21 protein-coding genes are annotated in these 21,135 nt (G+C 66.8%); 7 read left to right on the top strand and 14 right to left on the bottom strand.

The window, feature by feature from the left end; all coding sequences use genetic code 11:
- Positions 1 to 13 precede the first annotated feature (13 nt).
- From U5A56_RS28020 to U5A56_RS28005, 4 genes are all read left to right on the top strand, one after another.
- Positions 14 to 1,192: a UbiH/UbiF family hydroxylase gene (locus U5A56_RS28020; protein WP_124487905.1), complete on the top strand. Its 1,179-nt coding sequence runs from the start codon at positions 14 to 16 to the stop codon at positions 1,190 to 1,192.
- Positions 1,193 to 1,282: 90 nt separating this feature from the next.
- Positions 1,283 to 2,011 carry a DsbC family protein gene (locus U5A56_RS28015; RefSeq protein ID WP_044845883.1) on the top strand — a complete coding sequence of 243 codons (729 nt, stop codon included), beginning with the start codon at positions 1,283 to 1,285 and terminating at the stop codon, positions 2,009 to 2,011.
- A 126-nt stretch (positions 2,012 to 2,137) separates the two neighbouring features.
- Positions 2,138 to 3,937, top strand: a complete 1,800-nt coding sequence (locus tag U5A56_RS28010) for a M61 family metallopeptidase (RefSeq protein ID WP_321925692.1) — start codon at positions 2,138 to 2,140, stop codon at positions 3,935 to 3,937.
- A gap of 147 nt (positions 3,938 to 4,084) precedes the next feature.
- Positions 4,085 to 4,681: an FMN-dependent NADH-azoreductase gene (locus tag U5A56_RS28005; protein ID WP_044845881.1), complete on the top strand. Its 597-nt coding sequence runs from the start codon at positions 4,085 to 4,087 to the stop codon at positions 4,679 to 4,681.
- A gap of 128 nt (positions 4,682 to 4,809) precedes the next feature.
- Here the strand turns inward: U5A56_RS28005 and U5A56_RS28000 are convergent, their stop codons facing one another.
- The 8 genes from U5A56_RS28000 to rpe form a co-directional block, all read right to left on the bottom strand.
- Positions 4,810 to 5,751: a uracil-DNA glycosylase gene (locus U5A56_RS28000; protein ID WP_321925689.1), complete on the bottom strand. Its 942-nt coding sequence runs from the start codon at positions 5,749 to 5,751 to the stop codon at positions 4,810 to 4,812.
- 13 nt (positions 5,752 to 5,764) lie between these two features.
- Positions 5,765 to 6,391 (bottom strand): CYTH domain-containing protein, encoded by a 627-nt coding sequence (locus U5A56_RS27995; RefSeq protein ID WP_044845879.1) that lies wholly within the window; start codon positions 6,389 to 6,391, stop codon positions 5,765 to 5,767.
- Positions 6,391 to 7,176 (bottom strand): indole-3-glycerol phosphate synthase TrpC, encoded by a 786-nt coding sequence (gene trpC / locus U5A56_RS27990; protein WP_044845878.1) that lies wholly within the window; start codon positions 7,174 to 7,176, stop codon positions 6,391 to 6,393. The genes U5A56_RS27995 and trpC overlap by 1 nt, the downstream gene beginning before the upstream one ends.
- A 29-nt stretch (positions 7,177 to 7,205) precedes the next feature.
- Positions 7,206 to 8,237, bottom strand: coding sequence for an anthranilate phosphoribosyltransferase (gene trpD, locus U5A56_RS27985; protein WP_039318793.1), 1,032 nt, complete (start codon positions 8,235 to 8,237; stop codon positions 7,206 to 7,208).
- A 13-nt stretch (positions 8,238 to 8,250) separates the two neighbouring features.
- Positions 8,251 to 8,850 (bottom strand): aminodeoxychorismate/anthranilate synthase component II, encoded by a 600-nt coding sequence (locus U5A56_RS27980; protein WP_321810673.1) that lies wholly within the window; start codon positions 8,848 to 8,850, stop codon positions 8,251 to 8,253.
- Positions 8,851 to 8,863: 13 nt separating this feature from the next.
- Positions 8,864 to 10,357, bottom strand: coding sequence for an anthranilate synthase component I (gene trpE, locus U5A56_RS27975; protein ID WP_059449739.1), 1,494 nt, complete (start codon positions 10,355 to 10,357; stop codon positions 8,864 to 8,866).
- 358 nt (positions 10,358 to 10,715) lie between these two features.
- Entirely contained in the window at positions 10,716 to 11,462 is a 747-nt protein-coding gene (locus U5A56_RS27970) for a phosphoglycolate phosphatase (protein WP_321925686.1), read from the bottom strand.
- Positions 11,463 to 11,466: 4 nt separating this feature from the next.
- The gene (gene rpe / locus U5A56_RS27965) at positions 11,467 to 12,153 is read right to left on the bottom strand and encodes a ribulose-phosphate 3-epimerase (protein ID WP_321925684.1); all 687 of its coding nucleotides are present in this window, start codon (positions 12,151 to 12,153) and stop codon (positions 11,467 to 11,469) included.
- 176 nt (positions 12,154 to 12,329) lie between these two features.
- On the opposite strand from rpe, the gene apaG reads away from it, so the two are divergent.
- Together apaG and U5A56_RS27950 are read left to right on the top strand one after the other, a co-directional pair.
- Positions 12,330 to 12,704 (top strand): Co2+/Mg2+ efflux protein ApaG, encoded by a 375-nt coding sequence (apaG, locus tag U5A56_RS27960; protein WP_057924835.1) that lies wholly within the window; start codon positions 12,330 to 12,332, stop codon positions 12,702 to 12,704.
- A 79-nt stretch (positions 12,705 to 12,783) separates the two neighbouring features.
- Positions 12,784 to 14,016, top strand: coding sequence for a murein transglycosylase A (locus tag U5A56_RS27950; protein WP_044845993.1), 1,233 nt, complete (start codon positions 12,784 to 12,786; stop codon positions 14,014 to 14,016).
- Between the two features lie 136 nt (positions 14,017 to 14,152).
- On the opposite strand, the gene paaK is transcribed toward U5A56_RS27950, so the two are convergent.
- The 5 genes from paaK to paaN form a co-directional block, all read right to left on the bottom strand.
- Positions 14,153 to 15,451: a phenylacetate--CoA ligase PaaK gene (paaK, locus tag U5A56_RS27945; protein WP_044845874.1), complete on the bottom strand. Its 1,299-nt coding sequence runs from the start codon at positions 15,449 to 15,451 to the stop codon at positions 14,153 to 14,155.
- A gap of 38 nt (positions 15,452 to 15,489) precedes the next feature.
- A complete protein-coding gene (gene paaI / locus U5A56_RS27940; RefSeq protein ID WP_044845873.1) occupies positions 15,490 to 15,942 on the bottom strand; it encodes a hydroxyphenylacetyl-CoA thioesterase PaaI in 453 nt (150 codons plus the stop codon).
- Position 15,943: 1 nt separating this feature from the next.
- Positions 15,944 to 16,735 (bottom strand): 2-(1,2-epoxy-1,2-dihydrophenyl)acetyl-CoA isomerase PaaG, encoded by a 792-nt coding sequence (gene paaG, locus U5A56_RS27935; RefSeq protein WP_321807863.1) that lies wholly within the window; start codon positions 16,733 to 16,735, stop codon positions 15,944 to 15,946.
- A 45-nt stretch (positions 16,736 to 16,780) separates the two neighbouring features.
- Entirely contained in the window at positions 16,781 to 17,983 is a 1,203-nt protein-coding gene (gene pcaF, locus U5A56_RS27930) for a 3-oxoadipyl-CoA thiolase (RefSeq protein ID WP_321925681.1), read from the bottom strand.
- Positions 17,984 to 18,070: 87 nt separating this feature from the next.
- Positions 18,071 to 19,777 carry a phenylacetic acid degradation protein PaaN gene (gene paaN / locus U5A56_RS27925; protein WP_044845870.1) on the bottom strand — a complete coding sequence of 569 codons (1,707 nt, stop codon included), beginning with the start codon at positions 19,775 to 19,777 and terminating at the stop codon, positions 18,071 to 18,073.
- Positions 19,778 to 19,906: 129 nt separating this feature from the next.
- On the opposite strand from paaN, the gene U5A56_RS27920 reads away from it, so the two are divergent.
- Positions 19,907 to 20,683, top strand: coding sequence for an enoyl-CoA hydratase (locus U5A56_RS27920; protein ID WP_044845869.1), 777 nt, complete (start codon positions 19,907 to 19,909; stop codon positions 20,681 to 20,683).
- Between the two features lie 160 nt (positions 20,684 to 20,843).
- On the opposite strand, the gene U5A56_RS27915 is transcribed toward U5A56_RS27920, so the two are convergent.
- A partial coding sequence (locus tag U5A56_RS27915; RefSeq protein WP_321925679.1) for a hypothetical protein occupies positions 20,844 to 21,135 on the bottom strand: 292 nt, incomplete at its 5' end.

The following is a 21,135-nucleotide window of genomic DNA, read 5'->3' as shown; positions in this document are numbered from 1 at the left end:
CCCCACGGCTATAATGCCCGCCATGACTGCCCACCACACCTTCGACGTCGCCGTGGTCGGCGGCGGGCTCGTCGGCAAGACGGCCGCGCTCGCACTGACCCAGTCCGGCTACAAGACCGCCTTGCTCGCCCAGCCGGCCACGCCGCGCCCCGCCGATCTCGCGTTCGACACCCGCATCTACGCGCTGTCGTCCAGCTCGCAGGCACTGCTGGAGCGGCTGCGGGTCTGGCAGGCGCTCGACCATGGCCGGCTCGCGCCGGTGTACGACATGCGCGTGTACGGCGACGCGCACGCGGAACTGCATTTCTCCGCGTACCAGGCCTCCGTGCCGCAACTGGCCTGGATCGCCGAATCGTCGCTGATCGAGACGTCGCTCGACGCGGCGCTGCGGTTCCAGCCGAACCTCACGTGGTTCGACGCGCGCGCGCAGGGCTTCGACGTGCGCGACGACGCAGCCGTGCTGACGCTGTCGTCGGGCAAGGTGCTCGAAGCGGACCTCGTGGTCGGCGCGGACGGCGCGCATTCGTGGGTGCGTTCTCAAATGGGGGCCAGGGTCGAGCGGCGCGATTACCGGCAGACGGGCGTCGTCGCGAACTTCAAGGCGTCGCTGCCGCACCGCGAGACGGCCTGTCAGTGGTTTCACGAAGGCGAGATCATTGCGTTGCTGCCGCTGCCGGACGGTCACGTGTCGCTCGTCTGGTCCGCGCACACCGCGCATGCGGACGAACTGCTCGCGCTCGATCCCGCGCAGCTCGCGGCGGAAGTCGAGCGCGTGTCGCACGGCCAGGTCGGCACGCTCGAATGCGTGACGCCGGCGGCCGGTTTCCCGCTCGCGCTGCAGACCGTCGACAAGCTGATCGCCCCGCGCGTCGCGCTGGTCGGCGATGCCGCGCACCTGATCCATCCGCTCGCGGGGCAGGGGATGAACCTCGGGCTGCGCGACGTCGCGGCACTCGCCGATGCGATCGCGAACAAGGAGAGCTTCCGCAACCTCGGCGATACGGTGCTGCTGCGCCGCTACGAGCGCTCGCGCCGCGAGGACATCCGCGCACTGATGGTCGCGACCGACGGGCTGCAGCGGCTGTTCGCGGTTCCGGGCTCGTTCGCGAAGGCGGTCCGCAACGCGGGCATGGCGTTCGTCGGCGCGCAACCGCTCGTGAAGCGCTGGCTCGTGTCGGCCGCGCTCGGCTGAGCGAACCTTCGCGCCCTCGGCCTGTCGGACTCGGTTCCGTTACGGCGTACACTGTGACGTGCACTCCGATTGAGCTGAAGGAACGACAGGATGAAAAAAACGATCCGCATCGCATCGCTGGCGCTGGCCGTCACGATGGCGACGCTCGGCTGTACCGCGCAGGCCGACCAGACCACCGACAAGCTGAAAGCCACGCTGCAAGCGCGTCTCGGCAACGACGCGCCGATCAAGAGCGTGTCGAAGTCGCCCGTCGCGGGCCTGTACGAAGTGAACCTCGGCACGCAGATCATCTATAGCGATGCAGCCGGCGACTACGTGCTGCTCGGCGATCTCGTCGACACCAAGACGCACAAGAACCTGACCGACGCGCGCCTGTCCGACCTCAACAAGATCGACTTCGCGAGCCTGCCGCTCGCGAACGCGATCAAGGTCGTCAAGGGCAACGGCGCCCGCAAGATCGCGGTGTTCTCCGATCCGAACTGCCCGTACTGCAAGCGCCTCGAGACGACGTTGCAGTCGGTCGACAACGTGACCGTCTACACGTTCCTGTATCCGGTGCTGTCGCCCGATTCGACCACGAAGTCGAAGGCGATCTGGTGCGCGACCGATCGCGCGAAATCCTGGGAGGGCTGGATGCTTGACCATCGCGTGCCGACCGGCGCCGGCGCCTGCGATACGACCGCGCTCGACAAGAACCTCGCGCTCGGCCGCGGGATGAACGTCACCGGCACGCCGACGATCTTCCTGCCCGACGGCCGCCGCCTGCCGGGCGCGGTGTCGGCCGACCAGCTGAACCAGGCGCTCGCGTCGAGCAAGTAACCGGCGACACGCCGGGCCGCATGGCCCGGCCAGCGAGGGGCGCCCGCGATCTCTGCCGGCGCCTCTCTTCGTTTCCGCCGCCGTATTCCGTCTGATTTCCCGTCCGATTTTCGACCGATTGCCACGATGACCCAGCCGATCCGCTATTCGATTGCCCCGAAAGATCTTGCCGCGCACCTGTTCGAAGTGACGGTGACGGTCACCGATCCCGATCCCGAAGGCCAGCGCTTCTCGCTGCCGGTATGGATTCCGGGCAGCTACCTCGTGCGCGAGTTCGCGCGCAACATCGTGACGCTCGCCGCGTTCAACGACGCGGGCCGCAAGGTGCGGATCGCGAAAACCGACAAGAACACGTGGCAGGCCGCGCCGGTGAACGGCGCGCTGACGTTGCGCTATGACGTGTACGCATGGGACCTGTCGGTCCGCTCCGCGTATCTCGACGACTCGGGCGGCTTCTTCAACGCCACGGCCGTGTTCCTGAGCGCCGCCGGCCGCGAGGATGCGCCATGCGAGGTCGACATCGCGAAACCGGCGGGCCCGGCGTTTCGCACGTGGCGCGTCGGCACGTCGTTGCCCGAGGCACGCGGGACCAGGCGCTACGGGTTCGGCGCGTATCGCGCAGCGAACTACGACGAGCTCGCCGACCATCCGGTGACGATCGGCGAATTCGCGCTGGCGACGTTCGACGCGCACGGTGTGCCGCACGACATCGTGATCGCCGGGCGCGTGACGCAGCTCGACATGGAGCGGCTGCGCACCGACCTGAAGCGCGTGTGCGAAGCGCAGATCGCGCTGTTCGAACCGAAATCGAAACAGGCGCCGATGGACCGCTACGTTTTCATGACGCTCGCGGTCAGCGACGGCTACGGCGGCCTCGAGCACCGTGCGTCGACCGCGCTGATCTGCAACCGCACCGACCTGCCGGTGAAGGGCCGGTCGGAAACGACGGAAGGCTATCGCACGTACCTCGGCCTTTGCAGCCACGAGTATTTCCATACGTGGAACGTGAAGCGCATCAAACCGGCCGCGTTCGTGCCGTACGACCTCGCGCGCGAAAACTACACGTCGCTGCTGTGGCTGTTCGAAGGCTTCACGTCGTATTACGACGACCTGATGCTGGTGCGCAGCGGACTGATGTCGCAGGACGAATATTTCGCGGCGCTCGGCCGTACCGTCGGCGGCGTGCTGCGCGGCACGGGGCGCCTGAAGCAGAGCGTCGCGGACAGCTCGTTCGACGCGTGGATCAAGTACTACCGTCAGGACGAGAACGCGACCAACGCGATCGTCAGCTATTACACGAAGGGTTCGCTCGTCGCGCTTGCGTTCGATCTCGCGATCCGGGCGCAGACGCGCAACCGCAAGTCGCTCGACGACGTGATGCGTCTGCTGTGGCAACGCTACGGCCGCGAGTTCTATCGAGGCAAGCAGGCGGGTGTCGAAGAAAACGAGGTCGAGACGCTGATCGAGGAAGCGACGGGCGTCGCGCTCGGCCGGCTGTTCGCCGACGCCGTGCACGGCACGCGCGACCTGCCGCTCGCCGACCTGCTCGCGCCGTTCGGCGTGACGCTCACGCCGGAGGTTGCAGCGGGTGCGACCGCGAAGCCGACCATCGGCGCGCGGCTGCGCGGCGGCGCGGACTGCACGCTGGCGGCGGTCTACGAAGGCGGCGGCGCGCATCGCGCGGGACTGTCGGCGGGCGACACGCTGGTCGCGCTCGACGGGCTGCGCGTCACCGGCACGAACCTCGACATGCTGCTCGCACGTTACCGGCCGGGCGACAAGGTCGAGGTGCACGTATTCCGCCGCGACGAGCTGCGGACCGCGAAACTGAAACTGGACGGGCCGGAAATCGCGCGCTACCGGCTCGCGGCCGCCGCGAAACCGGCTGCCGCGCAGAAGGCCCGCGAAGCCTGGCTGAAGGGCTGAGCATGCACGGGCGGGTTTCGGGGCGCGATCATGGATTGTTCTGTTGCTGCAACAATCCGTCGCCCTGAACCCGCTTTTTCGCGGCCATGCGGCCACGCACAATGGCGTCACTCGCGCTACCGAAGCGCAACCAAACCGGAGCCTGACATGACGACCATTCTGCAAATCAATTCCGCGGCGCGCTCGCAAGGTGCGCAATCCACGCTGCTGGCCAACGAACTGACGGCAAAGCTGCAACAATCGAACCCCGGTTCGAAGGTCGTGGTTCGCGACCTGCTGGCCGACGCGCTGCCGCACCTCGATGAATCGGTGCTCGGCGCATTCTTCACGCCGGCCGACCAGCGCAGCGCGGAACAGAATGCGATCGTCGCGAAGAGCGATGCGCTGATCGCCGAACTGCAAGCCGCCGACATCATCGTGATCGGCGCACCGATGTACAACTTCGGCGTGTCGTCGCAACTGAAGACGTATTTCGACTGGATCGCCCGCGCAGGCGTCACGTTCCGCTACACCGAGAACGGTCCGGAAGGCCTGATCAAGGGCAAGAAGGTTCACGTGGTGACGGCCCGCGGCGGCAAGTACCTGGGTACGCCGAACGACAGCCAGACGCCGTACCTGCGCTCGTTCCTCGGCTTCATCGGCCTGACCGACGTGAACTTCATCCACGCTGAAGGCCTGAACCTCGGGCCGGATGCGCAGAGCGCCGCGCTCGCCAGCGCACGCGAAGCGATCGCTGCCGTCTGAGGCCGACGCGGGTGCGCCGCACCCGCTGCGTCCGACGGATGAAAAAAACGCCGCGTCCCGAAAGGGGCGCGGCGTTTTTGCTTGATGCGGACGAAAGCGAAACGTGAAGCGCTAAACGCGCAACGCGGTTACGCAAGCGTTTCGGCCACCTCCGGCAGGCGCCAGTCGATCGGCGCGCGTCCCGCGTCGACCAGATAGTCGTTCGCGAGCGCGAAGTGGCGGCAACCGAGGAAACCGCGGTGAGCGGACAGCGGCGACGGATGCGGCGCCTCGAGCACGCAGTGCGCGCTCGCATCGAACAGCGCGCGCTTGGCCTGCGCATGCGCGCCCCACAGCATGAACACGAGGCCGCGATGGCGGTTGGCGAGTTCGCGGATCAGCGTGTCCGTGCATTGCTCCCAGCCGCGCTTCGCGTGGCTCGCGGCCGCACCGCGCTCGACCGTCAGCACGGTGTTGAGCAGCAGCACGCCCTGGCGCGCCCAGGTATCGAGGCAGCCGTGACGCGGCGTGTCGTGGCCGAAATTCGCGGCGATCTCCTTGAAGATGTTGCGCAGCGACGGCGGCGTGCGCACGGCCGGCGGCACCGAGAACGCGAGGCCGTGCGCCTGCGGCGTGCCGCGGTCGTCGCCGTGGTACGGGTCCTGGCCGAGGATCACGATCTTCACGTCGTCCGGGCTCGTCAGGCGCAGCGCGCGGAACACGTCGGTCGGGTAGACCGTCTTGCCGGCCGCGCGTTCGTCGTCGACGAAGCGGCACAGCGGCGCATACGCATCGCTGTCGGTGAAGGGTTTCAGCACGTCGCGCCAGACGGCCGGCAGCGCGTCGAATTGCGCGGCGAGGTGCGGGACATCCGCGACGACAGGGGCGGCGGGAGTGCCGGGAGCGTCGGCGGCAGCGGGCTGCGGCGCGGCGGAAACCGGCGCGGCGGCCGCGGCCTTCTTTGCGGGCTTGCGCCCGGCTGCGGCCGGCGCAGGCGCCGGGGCGGGAACATCGTCCTGCGCCGTTTCCGGCACGGGATCATCGAACAGCGACGCCTGCTGCGGCGTGCGGAGAGTCTTGCGGGTTGCCATGCGTGATGCGGGTTTATTGCGCGCGCAGCCGGTAGCCGCGTTGCGCCTTGCTGATGTTTTCGGGGGCGAGGCCCGGCAGCGCTTGCTGCAGTTCGGCGGCGAGTGTCGCGAGCGCCGCTTCCGGGCCGTCGATCAGTTCGAGTTCGATTTCGCTGATCGGTTCGCGGCGCGTATCGTGTTCCGCCTGGACGACGATCTCGCCGACGTCCACCGCGGCCTCGACGGTTGCGCCGCCGATTGCGATGCGCCACAGCGTACGCGAAAAATCCGTCCGGAACAGTGCGTGCAGCGCGGGCGCCGCATCGCGCAGCGCGCCGGCAGCCTCTGGCACGTCGCACGCGGTGACCAGCGCATCGATTTCGAGCGCATCGCCGGCGACGGGCAATTCCCATTCATGGCGGCGATGCAGGCCGGCTTCCGCGCTGCCGACCGTCTTGAAGGTCTGCAGCCAGCCGTGCGGCGTGCGGCGCACGCGCACCGCGCTCTTCGAGCGCGCCAGCGCGAGGTCGGGCGTGTCGTAGTAGACGTTCGCCAGCGCGATCACGTTACCGGTTTCGCCGGTCAGCGTCTCGAAAAAGCGCCGCGCCGCATCGGCCTGGCCGGCCGGCAGTGCGAGCTTGATTTCCTTTTCGATCGCCATCAGAAGAACATCCGCGCCAGTTCCTCGCCCGGCTGGTCGGCGCGCATGAACGCTTCGCCGACGAGGAACGCGTTCACGTTCGCCGCGCGCATCGTGTCGACGTCGGTGCGCGACAGGATGCCCGACTCGGTCACGACCATGCGGTCCGGCGGAATCATGTCGAGCATGTCGAGCGTGGTCTGGATCGTCGTCTCGAACGTGCGCAGGTTGCGGTTGTTGATGCCGAGCAGCGGCGTCTTCAGCGTCAGCGCCTGTTCCATCTCGTCGCGGTCGTGAACTTCGACCAGCACCGCGAGGCCGAGCGAGTGCGCGTACGCCTCGAGGTCCTGCATCAGCGGCGTGTCGAGCGCGGCCGCGATCAGCAGGATCGCGTCGGCACCCATCGCGCGCGCCTCGAGGATCTGGTACGCGTCGACGATGAAGTCCTTGCGCAGCACCGGCAGCGTGCACGCCGCACGCGCTTCCTCGAGATAGCGGACGCTGCCCTGGAAGAACTGCTCGTCGGTCAGCACCGACAGGCACGCCGCGCCGTGGGCCGCATACGAGCGCGCGATGTCGGCCGGCACGAAATGCTCGCGCAGCACGCCCTTCGACGGGCTCGCCTTCTTCACTTCGGCGATTACCGCCGCCTGGCCCGCTGCCTGCTTCGCGCGCAGTGCACCGACGAAGTCGCGCAGGTCGCGCGCCGATGCGTCCAGTTTCAGTGCCTCGAGCGGCGTGCTGCGCATGGCCGCCGCGACTTCTTCGCGCTTGACGGCGATGATTCGGTCGAGAATGTCGCTCATGTGGGTTCCTGCTTGATTCGTAAAGGGAGTCAGCGCTTGAACTGCTGCGTGAAGCGCACGAGTTCGTCGACCTTCGCGCGTGCCTTGCCGCTCGCGATCGCTTCGCGGGCGAGCTGGATGCCGTCGGCGATCGATTCGGCGATATTGGCTGCATAGAGCGCGGTGCCCGCGTTCAGCGTGACGATCTCGCGTGCGACACCCGGCTGGTTGTCCAGCGCGCCGAGCAGCATCGTGCGCGATTCCTCGGCATTTTCCACCTTCAGCGTGCGGTTCGATACCATCTGCAGGCCGAAGTCCTCCGGATGGATCTCGTATTCGTGCACCTTGCCGTCGCGCAATTCGCCGACGAGCGTCGCGGCGCCCAGCGATACTTCATCCATCCCGTCCTTGCCGTACACGACCAGCACGTGCTGCGCGCCGAGGCGCTGCATCACGCGCACCTGGATGCCGACGAGGTCGGGGTGGAACACGCCCATCAGCTGGTTCGGTGCGCCGGCCGGATTGGTCAGCGGGCCGAGAATGTTGAAGATCGTCCGCACGCCGAGCTCGCGGCGCACGGCCGCGATGTTCTTCATCGCCGGATGATGGTTCGGCGCGAACATGAAGCCCATGCCGGTTTCGGCGATCGATGCGGCAACCTGGTCGGGCTGCAGGTCGATGTTCACGCCGAGCGCCTCGAGCACGTCGGCGCTGCCGGACTTGCTCGACACGCCGCGGTTGCCGTGCTTCGCGACCTTCGCGCCGGCCGCCGCCGTGATGAACATCGACGCGGTCGAGATGTTGAACGTGTGCGCGCCGTCGCCGCCCGTGCCGACGATGTCGACGAAGTTCGAGTTGTCCTGCACTTCGACGTGGTTCGCGAATTCGCGCATCACGGTCGCGGCGGCGGCGATCTCGCCGATCGTCTCCTTCTTCACGCGCAGCCCGGTGATGATCGCGGCCGCCATCACGGGCGACATGTCGCCGCGCATGATGAGCCGCATCAGGTGCAGCATTTCGTCGTGGAAGATCTCGCGGTGCTCGATCGTGCGTTGCAGCGCTTCCTGCGGGGTAATCGTCATCGTGCGTCTCCCGTCAGGCTGCCGGCGCGGCCGCGCGGGCCGCTGCGCGATTCTGCTTCAGGAAATTCTCGAGCAGCGCGTGGCCGTGCTCGGAGAGGATCGATTCCGGGTGGAACTGCACGCCTTCGATCGGCAGCGTCTTGTGGCGCACACCCATGATCTCGCCGTCGTCGGTCCACGCGGACACCTCGAGGCAGTCGGGCAGCGATTCGCGTTCGATCGCGAGCGAGTGGTAGCGCGTGACGTCGAAATGCTTCGGCAGGTCGGCGAACACGCCGCGGCAGTCGGTTTCGATCCGGCTCACCTTGCCGTGCATGATGGTCTTCGCGCGCACGACGCGGCCGCCGAATGCTTCGCCGATCGCCTGGTGGCCGAGGCAGACGCCGAGGATCGGCTTCTTGCCCGCGAATTCGCGCAGCACGTCGAGCGTGATGCCCGCGTGCTGCGGATTGCTCGGGCCGGGCGACAGGCAGATGGCGGCGGGATTCAGGCGCGCGATGTCGTCGAGCGTGATTTCGTCGTTGCGATAGGTGTGCACGTCCTCGCCCAGTTCGCCGAAGTACTGGACCAGGTTGTAGGTGAACGAATCGTAGTTGTCGATCATGAGCAGCATGGTCAGTCTCCGGTCAGAAGTCGCTATCGAGGCCGTCCTGGACCTGTTCGGCCGCACGCAGCACCGCGCGCGCCTTGTTCTCGGTCTCTTGCCATTCGGATTCGGGCACCGAGTCCGCGACGACGCCGGCTGCCGCTTGCACATACAGGTTGCCGTTGTGGATCAGGCCCGTGCGGATCGCGATCGCGAGATCCATCTCGCCCGAGAACGACAGGTAGCCGACGGCGCCGCCGTACAGCCCGCGCTTGATCGGCTCGAGCTCGTCGATCAGTTCCATCGCGCGCACCTTCGGCGCGCCGGACAGCGTGCCGGCCGGGAACGTCGCGCGCAGCACGTCGTAGTTCGTCATGCCGGGCTTCAGCTTGCCTTCGACCGAGCTGACGATGTGCTGCACGTGCGAGTACTTTTCGATCACCATCTTGTCGGTCACCTGCACCGAGCCGATTTCCGCGATGCGGCCGACGTCGTTGCGCGCGAGGTCGATCAGCATCACGTGCTCGGCGATTTCCTTCGGATCGTTCAGCAGTTCGGTCGCGAGTTCCGCATCGCGCTCGGGCGTGTTGCCGCGCGGACGCGTGCCGGCGAGCGGACGGATCGTGACGATCTGGTCTTCGCCGCGCTTTTCCTGGCGCACCAGGATTTCCGGCGACGCGCCGACCACGTGGAAATCGCCGAAGTTGTAGTAGTACATGTACGGCGACGGATTCAGCGAACGCAGCGCGCGATACAGCGACAGCGGATTGTCGCGATACGGCTTCGTCAGACGCTGGCCGACCTGGATCTGCATCAGTTCGCCGGCCGCGATGTATTCCTTCGCCTGGCGCACGGCGGCCAGATAGTCTTCCTTCTTGAACTCGCGGAACGTCTCGGTGCGCACACTCGCCGACGTGACGGGCGGCTGCACGGTCGTGCGCAGGCGCTGCTTCAGCTCCCGCAGGCGCTGCTTGGCCTTCGTATAGGCTTCCGGCTGGGCCGGGTCCGCATAGATGATCAGATAGAGCTTGCCGGCGAGGTTGTCGATCACCGCGACTTCTTCGGTGAGCAGCAGCTGGATGTCGGGCAGGCCGAGATCGTCGCGCGGCGCGGTGTTCGCGAGCTTCTTCTCGATGTAGCGCACCGCGTCGTAACCGAAATAGCCGGCGAGGCCACCGCAGAAGCGCGGCAGGCCCGGGCGCTGCGCCACCTTGAAGCGCGCCTGGAACGACTCGATGAATTCGAACGGGTCGCCGTCGTGCGTCTCGACGACCTGGCCGTCGCGCACCACTTCGGACACGCCGTTGCGGGTGCGCACCAGCGTGCGGGCGGGCAGGCCGATGAACGAATAGCGGCCGAAGCGTTCGCCGCCGACCACCGACTCGAGCAGGAACGAGTTGGCGCCCGCGCGTTCAGGCTGGGCCAGCTTCAGGTAGAGGGACAGCGGCGTTTCGAGGTCGGCGAGCGCTTCCGCGATCAGCGGGATGCGGTTGTAGCCTTCGTTCGCAAGCGATTGGAATTCGAGTTCGGTCATGTTCCGGTCCTGTTCGGGACGAGCGGCGGCGTGCGCCAGGGATCACTTGACGCTGCGCGGGCTGCCGTCGGCGAAAGGGCGGTCGATCGAGAAGTGCCTGTTGCCGGCCGGCACGCCGGGCGTGAACGTCGCGAGCCTGCGGCCGGTCCTGAACGCAAGCGTTCGGACGCGGTAGAACTCGAGGTGGTGCGACGATCGGCGCGCGGCTGCGCAGCGAGATAAAAAACGGCGCTGAAGACGTGCCTCAGCGTACCTCATCGAAGAGGTTAGCGCGACCAGCGACGCCAGGGCCAGGCTCCCCGGTCGATGCTGCTCAGACTCCGTTTTTTATTCAGAAACATGCGGATGGAAGAAATAATCAGAGGGTTGGCCGGCCGGCGTTGTGCGCGGTGATCGCGCGGGCTGCGACCAGCAACGAATCGACTATACCATCCGAATTTATCGTTTGTATAGCTTTGCCGTGGTTGTAGCCGTAGGGCACCGTGAGCGTCGCCATCCCGGCCGCGCGGCCCGCCAGCGCGTCGTTTTCCGAGTCGCCGATCGCGACCGCCGCGTCCGGCGCGACGCCGAGCGCTTCGCACGCCGTCAGCATCGGCAGCGGATCGGGCTTCTTGCGCGCGACGCTGTCGCCGCCGAGCACGATGCCGAAGCGATCGATCAGCCCGTATTGCTCGAGCAGCTCGACCGCGAAGCGGTGCGGCTTGTTCGTCACGCATGCGAGCCGGATGCCGGCCGTGCGCAACGCATCGAGGCCGGTTGCGACGTCCGGATAGAGACGCGTGTGGCGGCCGTTGATCTTCGCGTACTCGGTCTGGTAGATCGCGAGCGCGTCGTCGAAGCGCGCGTGCGCTTCGTCGGGCGTGAAGCGCGGCTTCAGCACGCTCTGGATCAGATGCTCGGAGCCCTTGCCGACGTAGCCGATCACCTCGTCGCGCGACGTGGCCGGCGCGCCGAGCTGCGCGAGCATTCCGTTCAGCCCGGCCGTGAAATCGTCGGCCGTGTCGACCATCGTGCCGTCGAGGTCGATCAGCGCCGCGTCGATGCGCGGCGTCGCGAAACGGACCGCGCCGTCGGCTGCGGCCCCGGCCAGCGAGGAATCGGCCACGGCGTCAGCTCCGCGCGACGGTGGCGAGCGCGGCACGCATCTCGTCGATCACCGTGCGGTAATCGGGCTTGCCGAAGATCGCCGAACCCGCGACGAAGGTGTCCGCGCCGGCCGCCGCGATTTCCGCGATGTTGTCGGCCTTCACGCCGCCGTCGACCTCGAGCAGGATCTCGCGGCCGGTGCGCTCGGTGTACGCGTCGATGCGGGCGCGCGCTTCGGGCAGCTTGTTCAGCGTTTCCGGAATGAACGACTGGCCGCCGAAGCCCGGGTTCACCGACATCAGCAGCACGAAGTCGAGGCGGTCCATCACGTGGTCGAGATAGTTCAACGGCGTGGCCGGGTTGAACACGAGGCCGGCCTTGCAGCCGTGATCGCGGATCAGCGACAGCGTACGATCGATGTGGTCCGAGCCTTCCGGGTGGAAGCTGATCAGGTTCGCGCCGGCTTTCGCGAAATCGGGCACGATCCGGTCGACCGGGCGCACCATCAGGTGCACGTCGATCGGCACCTGCACGTGCGGGCGGATCGCCTCGCAGACGAGCGGGCCGATCGTGAGGTTCGGCACATAATGGTTGTCCATCACGTCGAAGTGAATCCAGTCGGCGCCGGCGGCGACCACGTTGCGGACTTCTTCGCCGAGCCGTGCAAAGTCGGCCGACAGGATGCTGGGAGCGATGCGGAATTGAGTCATGACAGGGGAGCGGGGACGCAGCGGCGCAAAACCGTCATTCTACCGTCCGGCGACCCGGTGCGCGGCGACGGGCCGTGCGGATGCGGCCCGATTCCGCATAGAATGCCGAACCAGTGCGGCGCGCCCGCGGCCCTGCCGCTCGAGTCGGCGCGGCGGTTACCTACAGCGGAAACACCATGAGTCAGTATCAGTTCACCGTTTCGGTGAAAACCAGCTACTTGCCGGAACAATCCGACCCCGATCGGCGTCAATACGCATTCGCGTACACGCTGACCATCCGCAATACCGGGCAGGTCGCGGCGCAGCTGATCGCGCGTCACTGGATCATCACGGACAGCGAAAACCACGTGCAGGAAGTGAAGGGGCTCGGCGTCGTCGGGCACCAGCCGCTGCTGCAGCCGGGCGAACAGTTCGAATACACGAGCTGGGCCGTGATCGCGACGCCGGTCGGCACGATGCGCGGCGCGTACTTTTGCGTGGCGGAGGACGGCGAGCGGTTCGACGCGCCGGTCGACGAGTTTGCGCTGCACATGCCGCGCACGCTGCATTGAGCGTGCGGGGGCTGGTCAGCGCGGCTGGCGGTCGTTGCCGCGGGCGTGCTTCTTCCTGCCCGACGACGTCCACACGACGATGAAGATCAGCAGGGCAAGCGCTACGAAGGCTTCGAGCGCGAAGATGAGCATCGGATATTGGTCGAGAAAATCTGACATGGCGGTTTCCATCAAGAACGGACATTGTATGTGGTTTGGGCCGCGGGCGGCCGGCTGGGTTGCGGCGGTCGCGACGGCGGCGCTGCTTGCCGCGTGCGGCGGCGCGCCGACGCGCACGTCGACGCTCAAGCCGCCGACCGGTGCGGCGATCGTGCCGGGGCAGGTCGCCGCGAAGCGGCTGACGCCGGTCGCATGGCAACAGGTGCCGGGGTGGCAGGACGATTCGCTGATCGGCGCGACGGCCGCGCTGCGGCAGAACTGCGCGCGGCTTGCGCGGCAGCCGGCGTGGCAGCGCGCCTGCGCGGCCGCCGATCGCCTCGACGAACTCGACGTCAGCAGCGCGCGTACCTTCTTCGAAACGTATTTCACGCCGTTTCAGCTGGCGAACACCGACGGCACGCTCGACGGGCTCGTGACCGGCTATTACGAGCCGCTGCTGCATGGCTCCCGCGTGCGTCGCGGTCCTTACCAGTACGCGCTGTACCGCTGGCCGGCCGGCTATCGCGCCGGTGCCGCGCTGCCCGCTCGCGCGCAGCTCGAGCGCGCCGGCATCCTGAACGGCAACGAACTCGTGTGGGTCGACGATCCGATCGAGGCGTTCTTCCTGCAGGTGCAGGGCTCGGGACGCGTGCTGCTCGACGACGGTTCGGTGATGCGGGTGGGTTTCGGCGGCACCAACAACCAGCCGTATCGCTCGATCGGCAAGTGGCTGCTCGATCGCGGCGAGCTGACGCCCGCCCAGGCGACGATGCAGGGCATCAAGGCGTGGGCGAAGGCGAACCCGACTCGCGTGGATGCGTTGCTCGACACGAATCCGCGATTCGTGTTCTTCCGCGACATGCCGACGAAGGAAGATGCACCGCACGGCGGCGCGGACGGCCCGATCGGTGCGCTCGGCGTGCCGCTCACGGCGGAGCGTTCGATCGCGGTCGATCCGTCGTCGATCCCGCTCGGCACGCCGGTGTTCCTGCAGACCACGCGCCCGCTGACGAATACGCCGATGAACCGGCTCGTGTTCGCGCAGGACACGGGTTCCGCGATCAAGGGCGGCGTGCGGGCCGACTATTTCTGGGGGCTCGGCGACGACGCCGGCGACCAGGCCGGACGGATGAAGCAGATCGGCCGGATGTGGCTGCTGTTCCCGAATTCGTGATCCGCGGTGACGCCGGCACGCACGTGTAGCCGGCGCATCGAGACGAGGCAGCCCGACCGGTTTTGGCCGGTCGGGCTGTTTTTTCGCGGGCCGCGCATGATCGCTGTTCCGGAGCGCCGTCGTGCCGTAGCCGGTATCAGCCCTTGCGTTTGTCGATCACGCGTCGCGCCTTGCCGACCGAGCGCTCGATTCCGTTGACGGGCAGCACGTTGATCACGGCCGTCACGCCGATCAGCGACTTGATGTCGTGTGCGAGCGCCTGCCTGGCCGCATGGATCGCCGCCGTGTCGGGGGCGGTTTCGGGACACGGCTCGACGTTGAGCGTCAGCACGTCGAGCGGACCTTCCTTCGTCAGCACGATCTGATAGTGCGGTGCCAGCGCGCGCTGCTTCAGCAGCTGTTCCTCGATCTGCGTCGGGAAGACGTTGACGCCCCGTACGATCATCATGTCGTCCGAGCGCCCGGTGATCTTTTCCATCCGGCGCATCGTGCGCGCGGTGCCGGGCAGCAGGCGCGTGAGGTCGCGCGTGCGGTAGCGGATGATCGGCAGCGCTTCCTTCGTCAGCGACGTGAAGACCAGCTCGCCGAGTTCACCGTCCGGCAGCACTTCGCCGGTTTCGGGGTCGATGATTTCCGGGTAGAAGTAGTCTTCCCAGATGGTCGGGCCGTCCTTGGTCTCGACGCATTCCGACGCGACGCCCGGGCCCATCACCTCGGACAGCCCGTAAATGTCGACTGCGTCGATCCCCATCCGCTGCTCGATGGCCACGCGCATGTCGTTGGTCCACGGTTCCGCGCCGAAGATGCCGATGCGCAGCGAACTCTGCGCGGGATCGAGGCCCTGGCGCTCGATCTCGTCGGCGATCGACAGCATGTAGCTCGGCGTCACCATGATGATGTCGGGCCGGAAATCCTGGATCAGCTGCACCTGCTTCTCGGTCTGGCCGCCGCCGAACGGGATGACGGTGAGCCCCGCGCGTTCGGCGCCGTAGTGTGCGCCGAGCCCGCCGGTGAACAGACCGTAGCCGTAGCTGACATGAACCTTGTCGCCGCGCCGCGCGCCGGCTGCGCGGATCGAGCGCGCGACGAGATTCGCCCACGTATCGATGTCGCGTGCCGTATAGCCGACGACGGTCGGCTTGCCGGTCGTGCCCGACGACGCGTGAATGCGCGAGATCTGGTCCTGAGGCACCGCGAACATGCCGAACGGGTAGCTGTCGCGCAGGTCGCTCTTGGTCGTGAACGGGAAGCGCGACAGATCCGTGAGTGTCTTCAGGTCGTCGGGATGCACGCCCGCTTCGTCGAATTTGCGGCGATAGACGGGGGAGTGCTCATACGCATGCCGGAGCGACCATTTCAGGCGTTCGAGCTGTAATGCGGTCAGCTCGTCGCGTGAAGCGGTCTCGATCGGCTCGAGCGGTAGCGGGGTAGTCATGCCTGTCTCCAGTGATTGTTATGAGCGAGCCGTGGACGTCAGCGGTCTTCCGGGAGGACCGTGCCCTTGATCTGGGCCGATTTGCCGCGAAACATCGCGACCGTTTCGCCTGTCTGGTTCGTGACGCGGATGTCGTAGACGCCATGCCGGCCGCTGCGTGTCTGCTCGATCGCCTCGGCCGTCAGCAGGTCGTTGCCGTAGACGGGGCGTAGGTATTCGATCGAGCAGCCCGCGGCAACGGTATTCAGGTTGTACGAGTTGCACGCGAACGCGAACGTCGAATCGGCGAGCGTGAAGATGATGCCGCCGTGGCAGGTCTGGTGCCCGTTCAGGAATTCCGGCCGTACGCGCATCTGCAGGCGTGCGTAGCCGGCGCGCACTTCGGCGATTTCCATGCCGAACGCGCGGCTGCAGGCGTCCGCGTCGTACATGGCCCGTGCCGCCGCACGGGCGAGCGCATCGGGGTCGAGCGTGTCGGTGGAGGTGGTCATGTCAACGTCCCTCGAACCGCGGCGCGCGCTTCTCGATGAACGCCTTCACGCCTTCCGCGTAGTCGTACGACTGGCCGAGCTTGCGCTGCAGGTCACGCTCGAGGTCGAGCTGCTGGTCGAGCGTATTCGTGACGCTGTCGCGCATCGACTGCTTGATCGACGCGATCGCGAGCGTCGGTTGCTGCGCGAGCTGGTTGGCGACCTGACGGGCCGACGCGGCGAGCGCATCGTCGTCGACCGCGCGCCAGATCAAGCCCCATTGTTCGGCCTGTTCGGCGCCGAGCTTGTCGCCGGTCAGGGCGAGCCCCAGCGCGCGTGCCATGCCGACGCGTTGCGGCAGGAACCATGTGCCGCCCGAATCGGGCACGAGCCCGATCTTGACGAAGGCCTGGATGAAACTGCTCGAGCGCGCGGCGAACACGATGTCGCAGGCGAGCGCGAGATTTGCGCCGGCGCCGGCCGCCGTGCCGTTGACGGCGGCGATAACCGGAATCGGCATGCGTTGCAGGCGGCGGATCAGTGGATTGAAATGCTCGTCGATCAGCGTGCCGAGGTCGGTGGACGCGCCCGGCGTGAAGTCGAGGTCGGCCAGGTCCTGGCCTGCGCAGAAGCCGCGCCCCGCACCCGTCAGGATCAGCGCACGCGCGCCGGCCGTCTCGACTTCATCGAGTGCCGACTGCAGTTCGCGGTGCATTGCCCGCGTGAAGCTGTTCAGCTTGTCCGGACGGTTGAGGGTGATCGTGGCCACGCGGGCAGCCTGATCGATATCCAGCTGGATCGCCTGATATGACATGCAGTGTCTCCTTCATGACTTCGTTATAGGCGCGCGGTGCGTCGGTTACACGCGTTCGATGGCGATCGCGATGCCCTGGCCGACGCCGATGCACATCGTACAGAGCGCAAAGCGGCCGCCCGTACGCTCGAGTTGATGAAGTGCCGTGGTCACGAGCCGGGCGCCCGATGCGCCGAGCGGGTGGCCGAGCGCGATCGCGCCGCCGTTCGGGTTCACGCGCGGATCGTCGTCGGCGACGCCGAGCATGCGCAGCACCGCGAGACCCTGCGACGCGAATGCCTCGTTCAGCTCGATCACGTCGAACTGATCGATCGTCATCCCGAGCTGGCGCAACAGTTTCTGCGTGGCCGGCGCCGGGCCGATGCCCATCACGCGCGGCTCGACGCCGGCGGTCGCCATGCCGACGACGCGCGCACGGCGGCGCAGCCCGTATTGATCGGCGGCTTCCGCGTTGGCGAGCAGCAGTGCGCATGCGCCGTCGTTGACGCCCGACGCGTTGCCGGCCGTCACCGAGCCGTCCGGGCGCACGACGCCCTTCAGCTTCGCGAGCGCTTCGAGCGACGTTTCGCGCGGATGCTCGTCGACGGATACGACGAGCGCGTCGCCTTTCTTCTGCGGAATCGTCACCGGGACGATTTCCTCGGCGAGCGTGCCGTCCCGCTGCGCGCGCGCAGCTTTCTGCTGGCTGCGCAGCGCGAACAGGTCCTGGTCGGCGCGGCTGATGTCGTAGTCGACCGCGACGTTCTCGGCCGTCTCCGGCATCGAATCGACGCCGTATTGCTGTTTCATCAGCGGATTGACGAAGCGCCAGCCGATCGTCGTGTCGAAAATGGCGGCCTGGCGCGCGAACGCGCTGGCGGCCTTGCCCATCACGAACGGCGCGCGCGTCATGCTTTCGACGCCGCCCGCGATCATCAAGCGTGCCTCGCCCGCCTTGATCGCGCGCGCGGCGGTGCCGACGGCGTCCATGCCCGAGCCGCACAGCCGGTTCAGCGTCGTGCCCGGCACGGCGGTCGGCAGGCCCGCGAGCAGCGCGGACATGCGCGCGACGTTGCGGTTGTCCTCGCCGGCCTGGTTCGCGCAGCCGTAGATCACGTCGTCGATTGCCGCCCAGTCGACGTTGCGGTTGCGTTCGATCAGCGCCTTGAGCGGCACCGCGCCGAGATCGTCGGCACGAACGTCTTTCAGGGCGCCGCCGTAGCGGCCGATGGGGGTGCGAATCGCGTCGCAGATGTAGGCGTCGGTCATGGGTGTGTCGATGTGCAACGAACCCGCCGGTTGACGGATTCGTTCATGGTAGAGAACGTGACGGCGTTTGCACGTCGGCCATTCGGGTTATGCCGTCTGGCCGGCTTCCGCGGGCACTGCCTTCGGCGCAACATGGACGCGGCTTTGCACCACGCGGAACCGGTTGGCGACGAACGCCGGGTCGGCCAGCGCCGCGTTGGCGGCCGGGTTCGCGCCGGTGCCGTGGAAGTCGGAGAAGGCGGCCGACTGGTTGACGAACACGCCGCCCGTCAGGTTGATCGACAGCGCGACGCCGCCACGCACCGCCGCATCGTGCGCAGCGTCGAGGACCTTGTCGTCGGTACTGTAGACGGACAGCGTCAATGCGCCATGTTCCGCGGCGATTTCGCCGGCGAGATCGAGCGACTGCGCGGTCGAGTCGGTCGCGATCACGAACGAGATCGGGCCGAACCATTCCTGCGTGAACTTCGCGCGGTCGGCCACGTCGAGTTGCAGCACGAGCGGTGTGCGCACGCGAGCGTCGGCGAACGCCGGGTGCTGGAGCGTCTGGCTGTCGGCGAGCACGCGGCCGAGCTTGCGCGCGTCGTCGATGCGCGCGGTCACGCCGTCGTTCTGGATCGCGCCGATCAGTTCGACCGAGCGCGCCGGGTCGCCGGTCAGCTTCTGCACGGAGACGGCGATGGCCTGCGCGACTTCGTCGAAGCTCGCATGACCGTCTGCCGTCCGGATGCCGTCGCGCGGCACATAGATGTTCTGCGGTGCCGTGCACATCTGGCCGGAGTACAGCGCCAGCGAGAACGCGATGTTCTTGGCTGCAGCCTTCAGGTCGTCGGTCGAGTCGATCACGATCTGGTTGACGCCTGCCTTCTCGGTATACACCTGTGCCTGGTGGGCATTGCGTTCGAGCCACGTGCCGTTTTGCGTGCTGCCCGTGAAGTCGATCAGCTTGATTTCAGGACGCAGCGCGAGGTCCTGCACGAGGGCGCCGTCGTTCGGCTCGGTCGCGAGGAGCGTGACGACGTTCGGATCGAAGCCGGCTTCGCGCAGCACGTCGCGGGCGATGCGGACCGTGATCGCGAGCGGCAGGATCGCGCCCGGATGGGGTTTGACGATCACCGTGTTGCCGGTCGCCAGGTCGGCGAACAGGCCCGGATAGCCGTTCCAGGTCGGGAACGTGCAGCAGCCGAGCACGAGGCCGGTACCGCGCGGGACGATCGTATAGCGCTTGTGCATCGCGAGCGGCGGGTTCTTGCCTTGCGGCTTCTCCCAGTGCGCATCGGCGGGGATGCGCCGCAACTCGTCCCATGCATAGGCGACCGCTTCGAGTGCTCGATCCTGCGCGTGCGGGCCGCCGGCCTGGAACGCCATCATGAACGCCTGGCCCGTCGTGTGCATCACGCTGTAGGCAATCTCGAAGCTCGCGCGATTCAGTCGCGCGAGGATTTCCAGGCTGACGCCGATCCAGGCGCTCGGGCCGGCTTCGCGCCATGCACGCTGGGCCGCGGCGGCTGCGGCAATCAGTTCGTCGGGCGTCGATTTCGGGTAGCGGATGCCCAGCGCGACCCCGTACGGCGACTGCTCCGCGCCGACGGTTCCGCCGGACGCCGGCTGGTCGAGCACGAACGTGTTGCCGAGGTGTGCCTTGAACGCCGCTTCGCCATCGGCGTTCGCGCTTTCCCCGTACACTTTGGGACTCGGCATTTCCGCGAACGGGCTCCAGTACCCGCGGCTCTCGATGGCGGCGAGGGCGTGTTTCAGCGTGTCTTCGTGCTTCGTGAACAGTGCATGGGTCATGACGGCGGCCTGATGGACGTTGAGAAGGGTTGGATCGATTAATTAACCGACCGGTTGGTCGGAGAATGGTAGCATCAAACTATTCGCATGTGCGAGGCGTTTCTCATTTCATTGATCGAGGAGAAATAGATGTCTTACGAGAACATCCTGGTGGAGACCCGGGGGCGAGTCGGGCTGGTCACGCTGAATCGTCCGAAGGCGCTGAATGCGCTGAACGATGCATTGATGGATGAATTGGGCGCTGCGCTGAAAGCGTTCGACGCGGACGACGAGATCGGCGCAATCGTCGTGACGGGGAGCGAGAAGGCGTTCGCGGCCGGGGCCGACATCGGCATGATGGCGACCTATTCCTATATGGATGTTTACCGCGGCGACTACATCACCCGTAACTGGGAGACTGTCCGCGAGATCCGCAAGCCGATCATCGCTGCCGTGGCGGGCTTCGCGCTCGGCGGTGGCTGCGAACTCGCGATGATGTGCGACATCATCTTCGCGGCGGAAACGGCCAAGTTCGGTCAACCCGAGATCAAGCTGGGCGTGATGCCTGGCGCAGGCGGTACGCAGCGCCTGCCGCGCGCGGTCTCGAAGGCGAAGGCCATGGACATGTGCCTGACCGCACGTTTCATGGATGCAGCCGAGGCGGAGCGGGCCGGGCTGGTGTCGCGTGTGCTGCCTGCCGACAAACTGCTCGACGAGGCGATTGCGGCTGCGACGACGATCGCCGAGTTTTCGCTGCCGGCGGTCATGATGGTCAAGGAGTCGGTGAACCGTGCGTACGAGACGACGCTGGCCGAGGGCGTCCATTTCGAGCGTCGACTGTTCCATTCGTTGTTCGCTACCGAAGATCAGAAGGAAGGGATGGCGGCATTCGTCGAGAAGCGGAAACCGGTATTCAAGAACCGTTGATTCGCCGGCGGCCGGGTGGAGCTTGGCGAGCGACGGGTGTCGGTCGCCGCCATGATCGCCTGGTGCAACGAACCCCAAGCCCCCGTGCGCGGCATCGCACGAGGGCTTTTCAAAATATTTTCACAAAGGGGGTTGCGCAGACGAGGGCAGGTGCTTAGAATCACGCCTCTTTCGCGCTAACGGAAACACGGCGCGGGAGAAGAAGGGAAGCGGTGCTGTCGGGCGGGTCGTAGCGGCCTCGGCGGTGCAGGAAGTTGAACCCCAGTCGTCGCAACGAAGCAGTTAAAAAGTTGTTGACGAACTGAAAAAGACGGTTCATAATTTCGCTTCTCTGCTGCTGAAAACGCAGCGCTGCTGAGAAAACCTCCGGGTCCTCGCAGAAATGCTCTTTAAAAATTAACAGCCGATAAGTGTGGGCGCTTGATGGAAGCGAGCTGATCTTCGGATCAGAT

The sequence above is a fragment of the Burkholderia sp. BCC1998 genome (assembly GCF_905339875.1).
GTDB lineage: Bacteria > Pseudomonadota > Gammaproteobacteria > Burkholderiales > Burkholderiaceae > Burkholderia.
The sequence above is the reverse complement of the archived record's forward strand: the minus strand, read 5'-3'. Positions and strand labels throughout refer to the sequence as shown.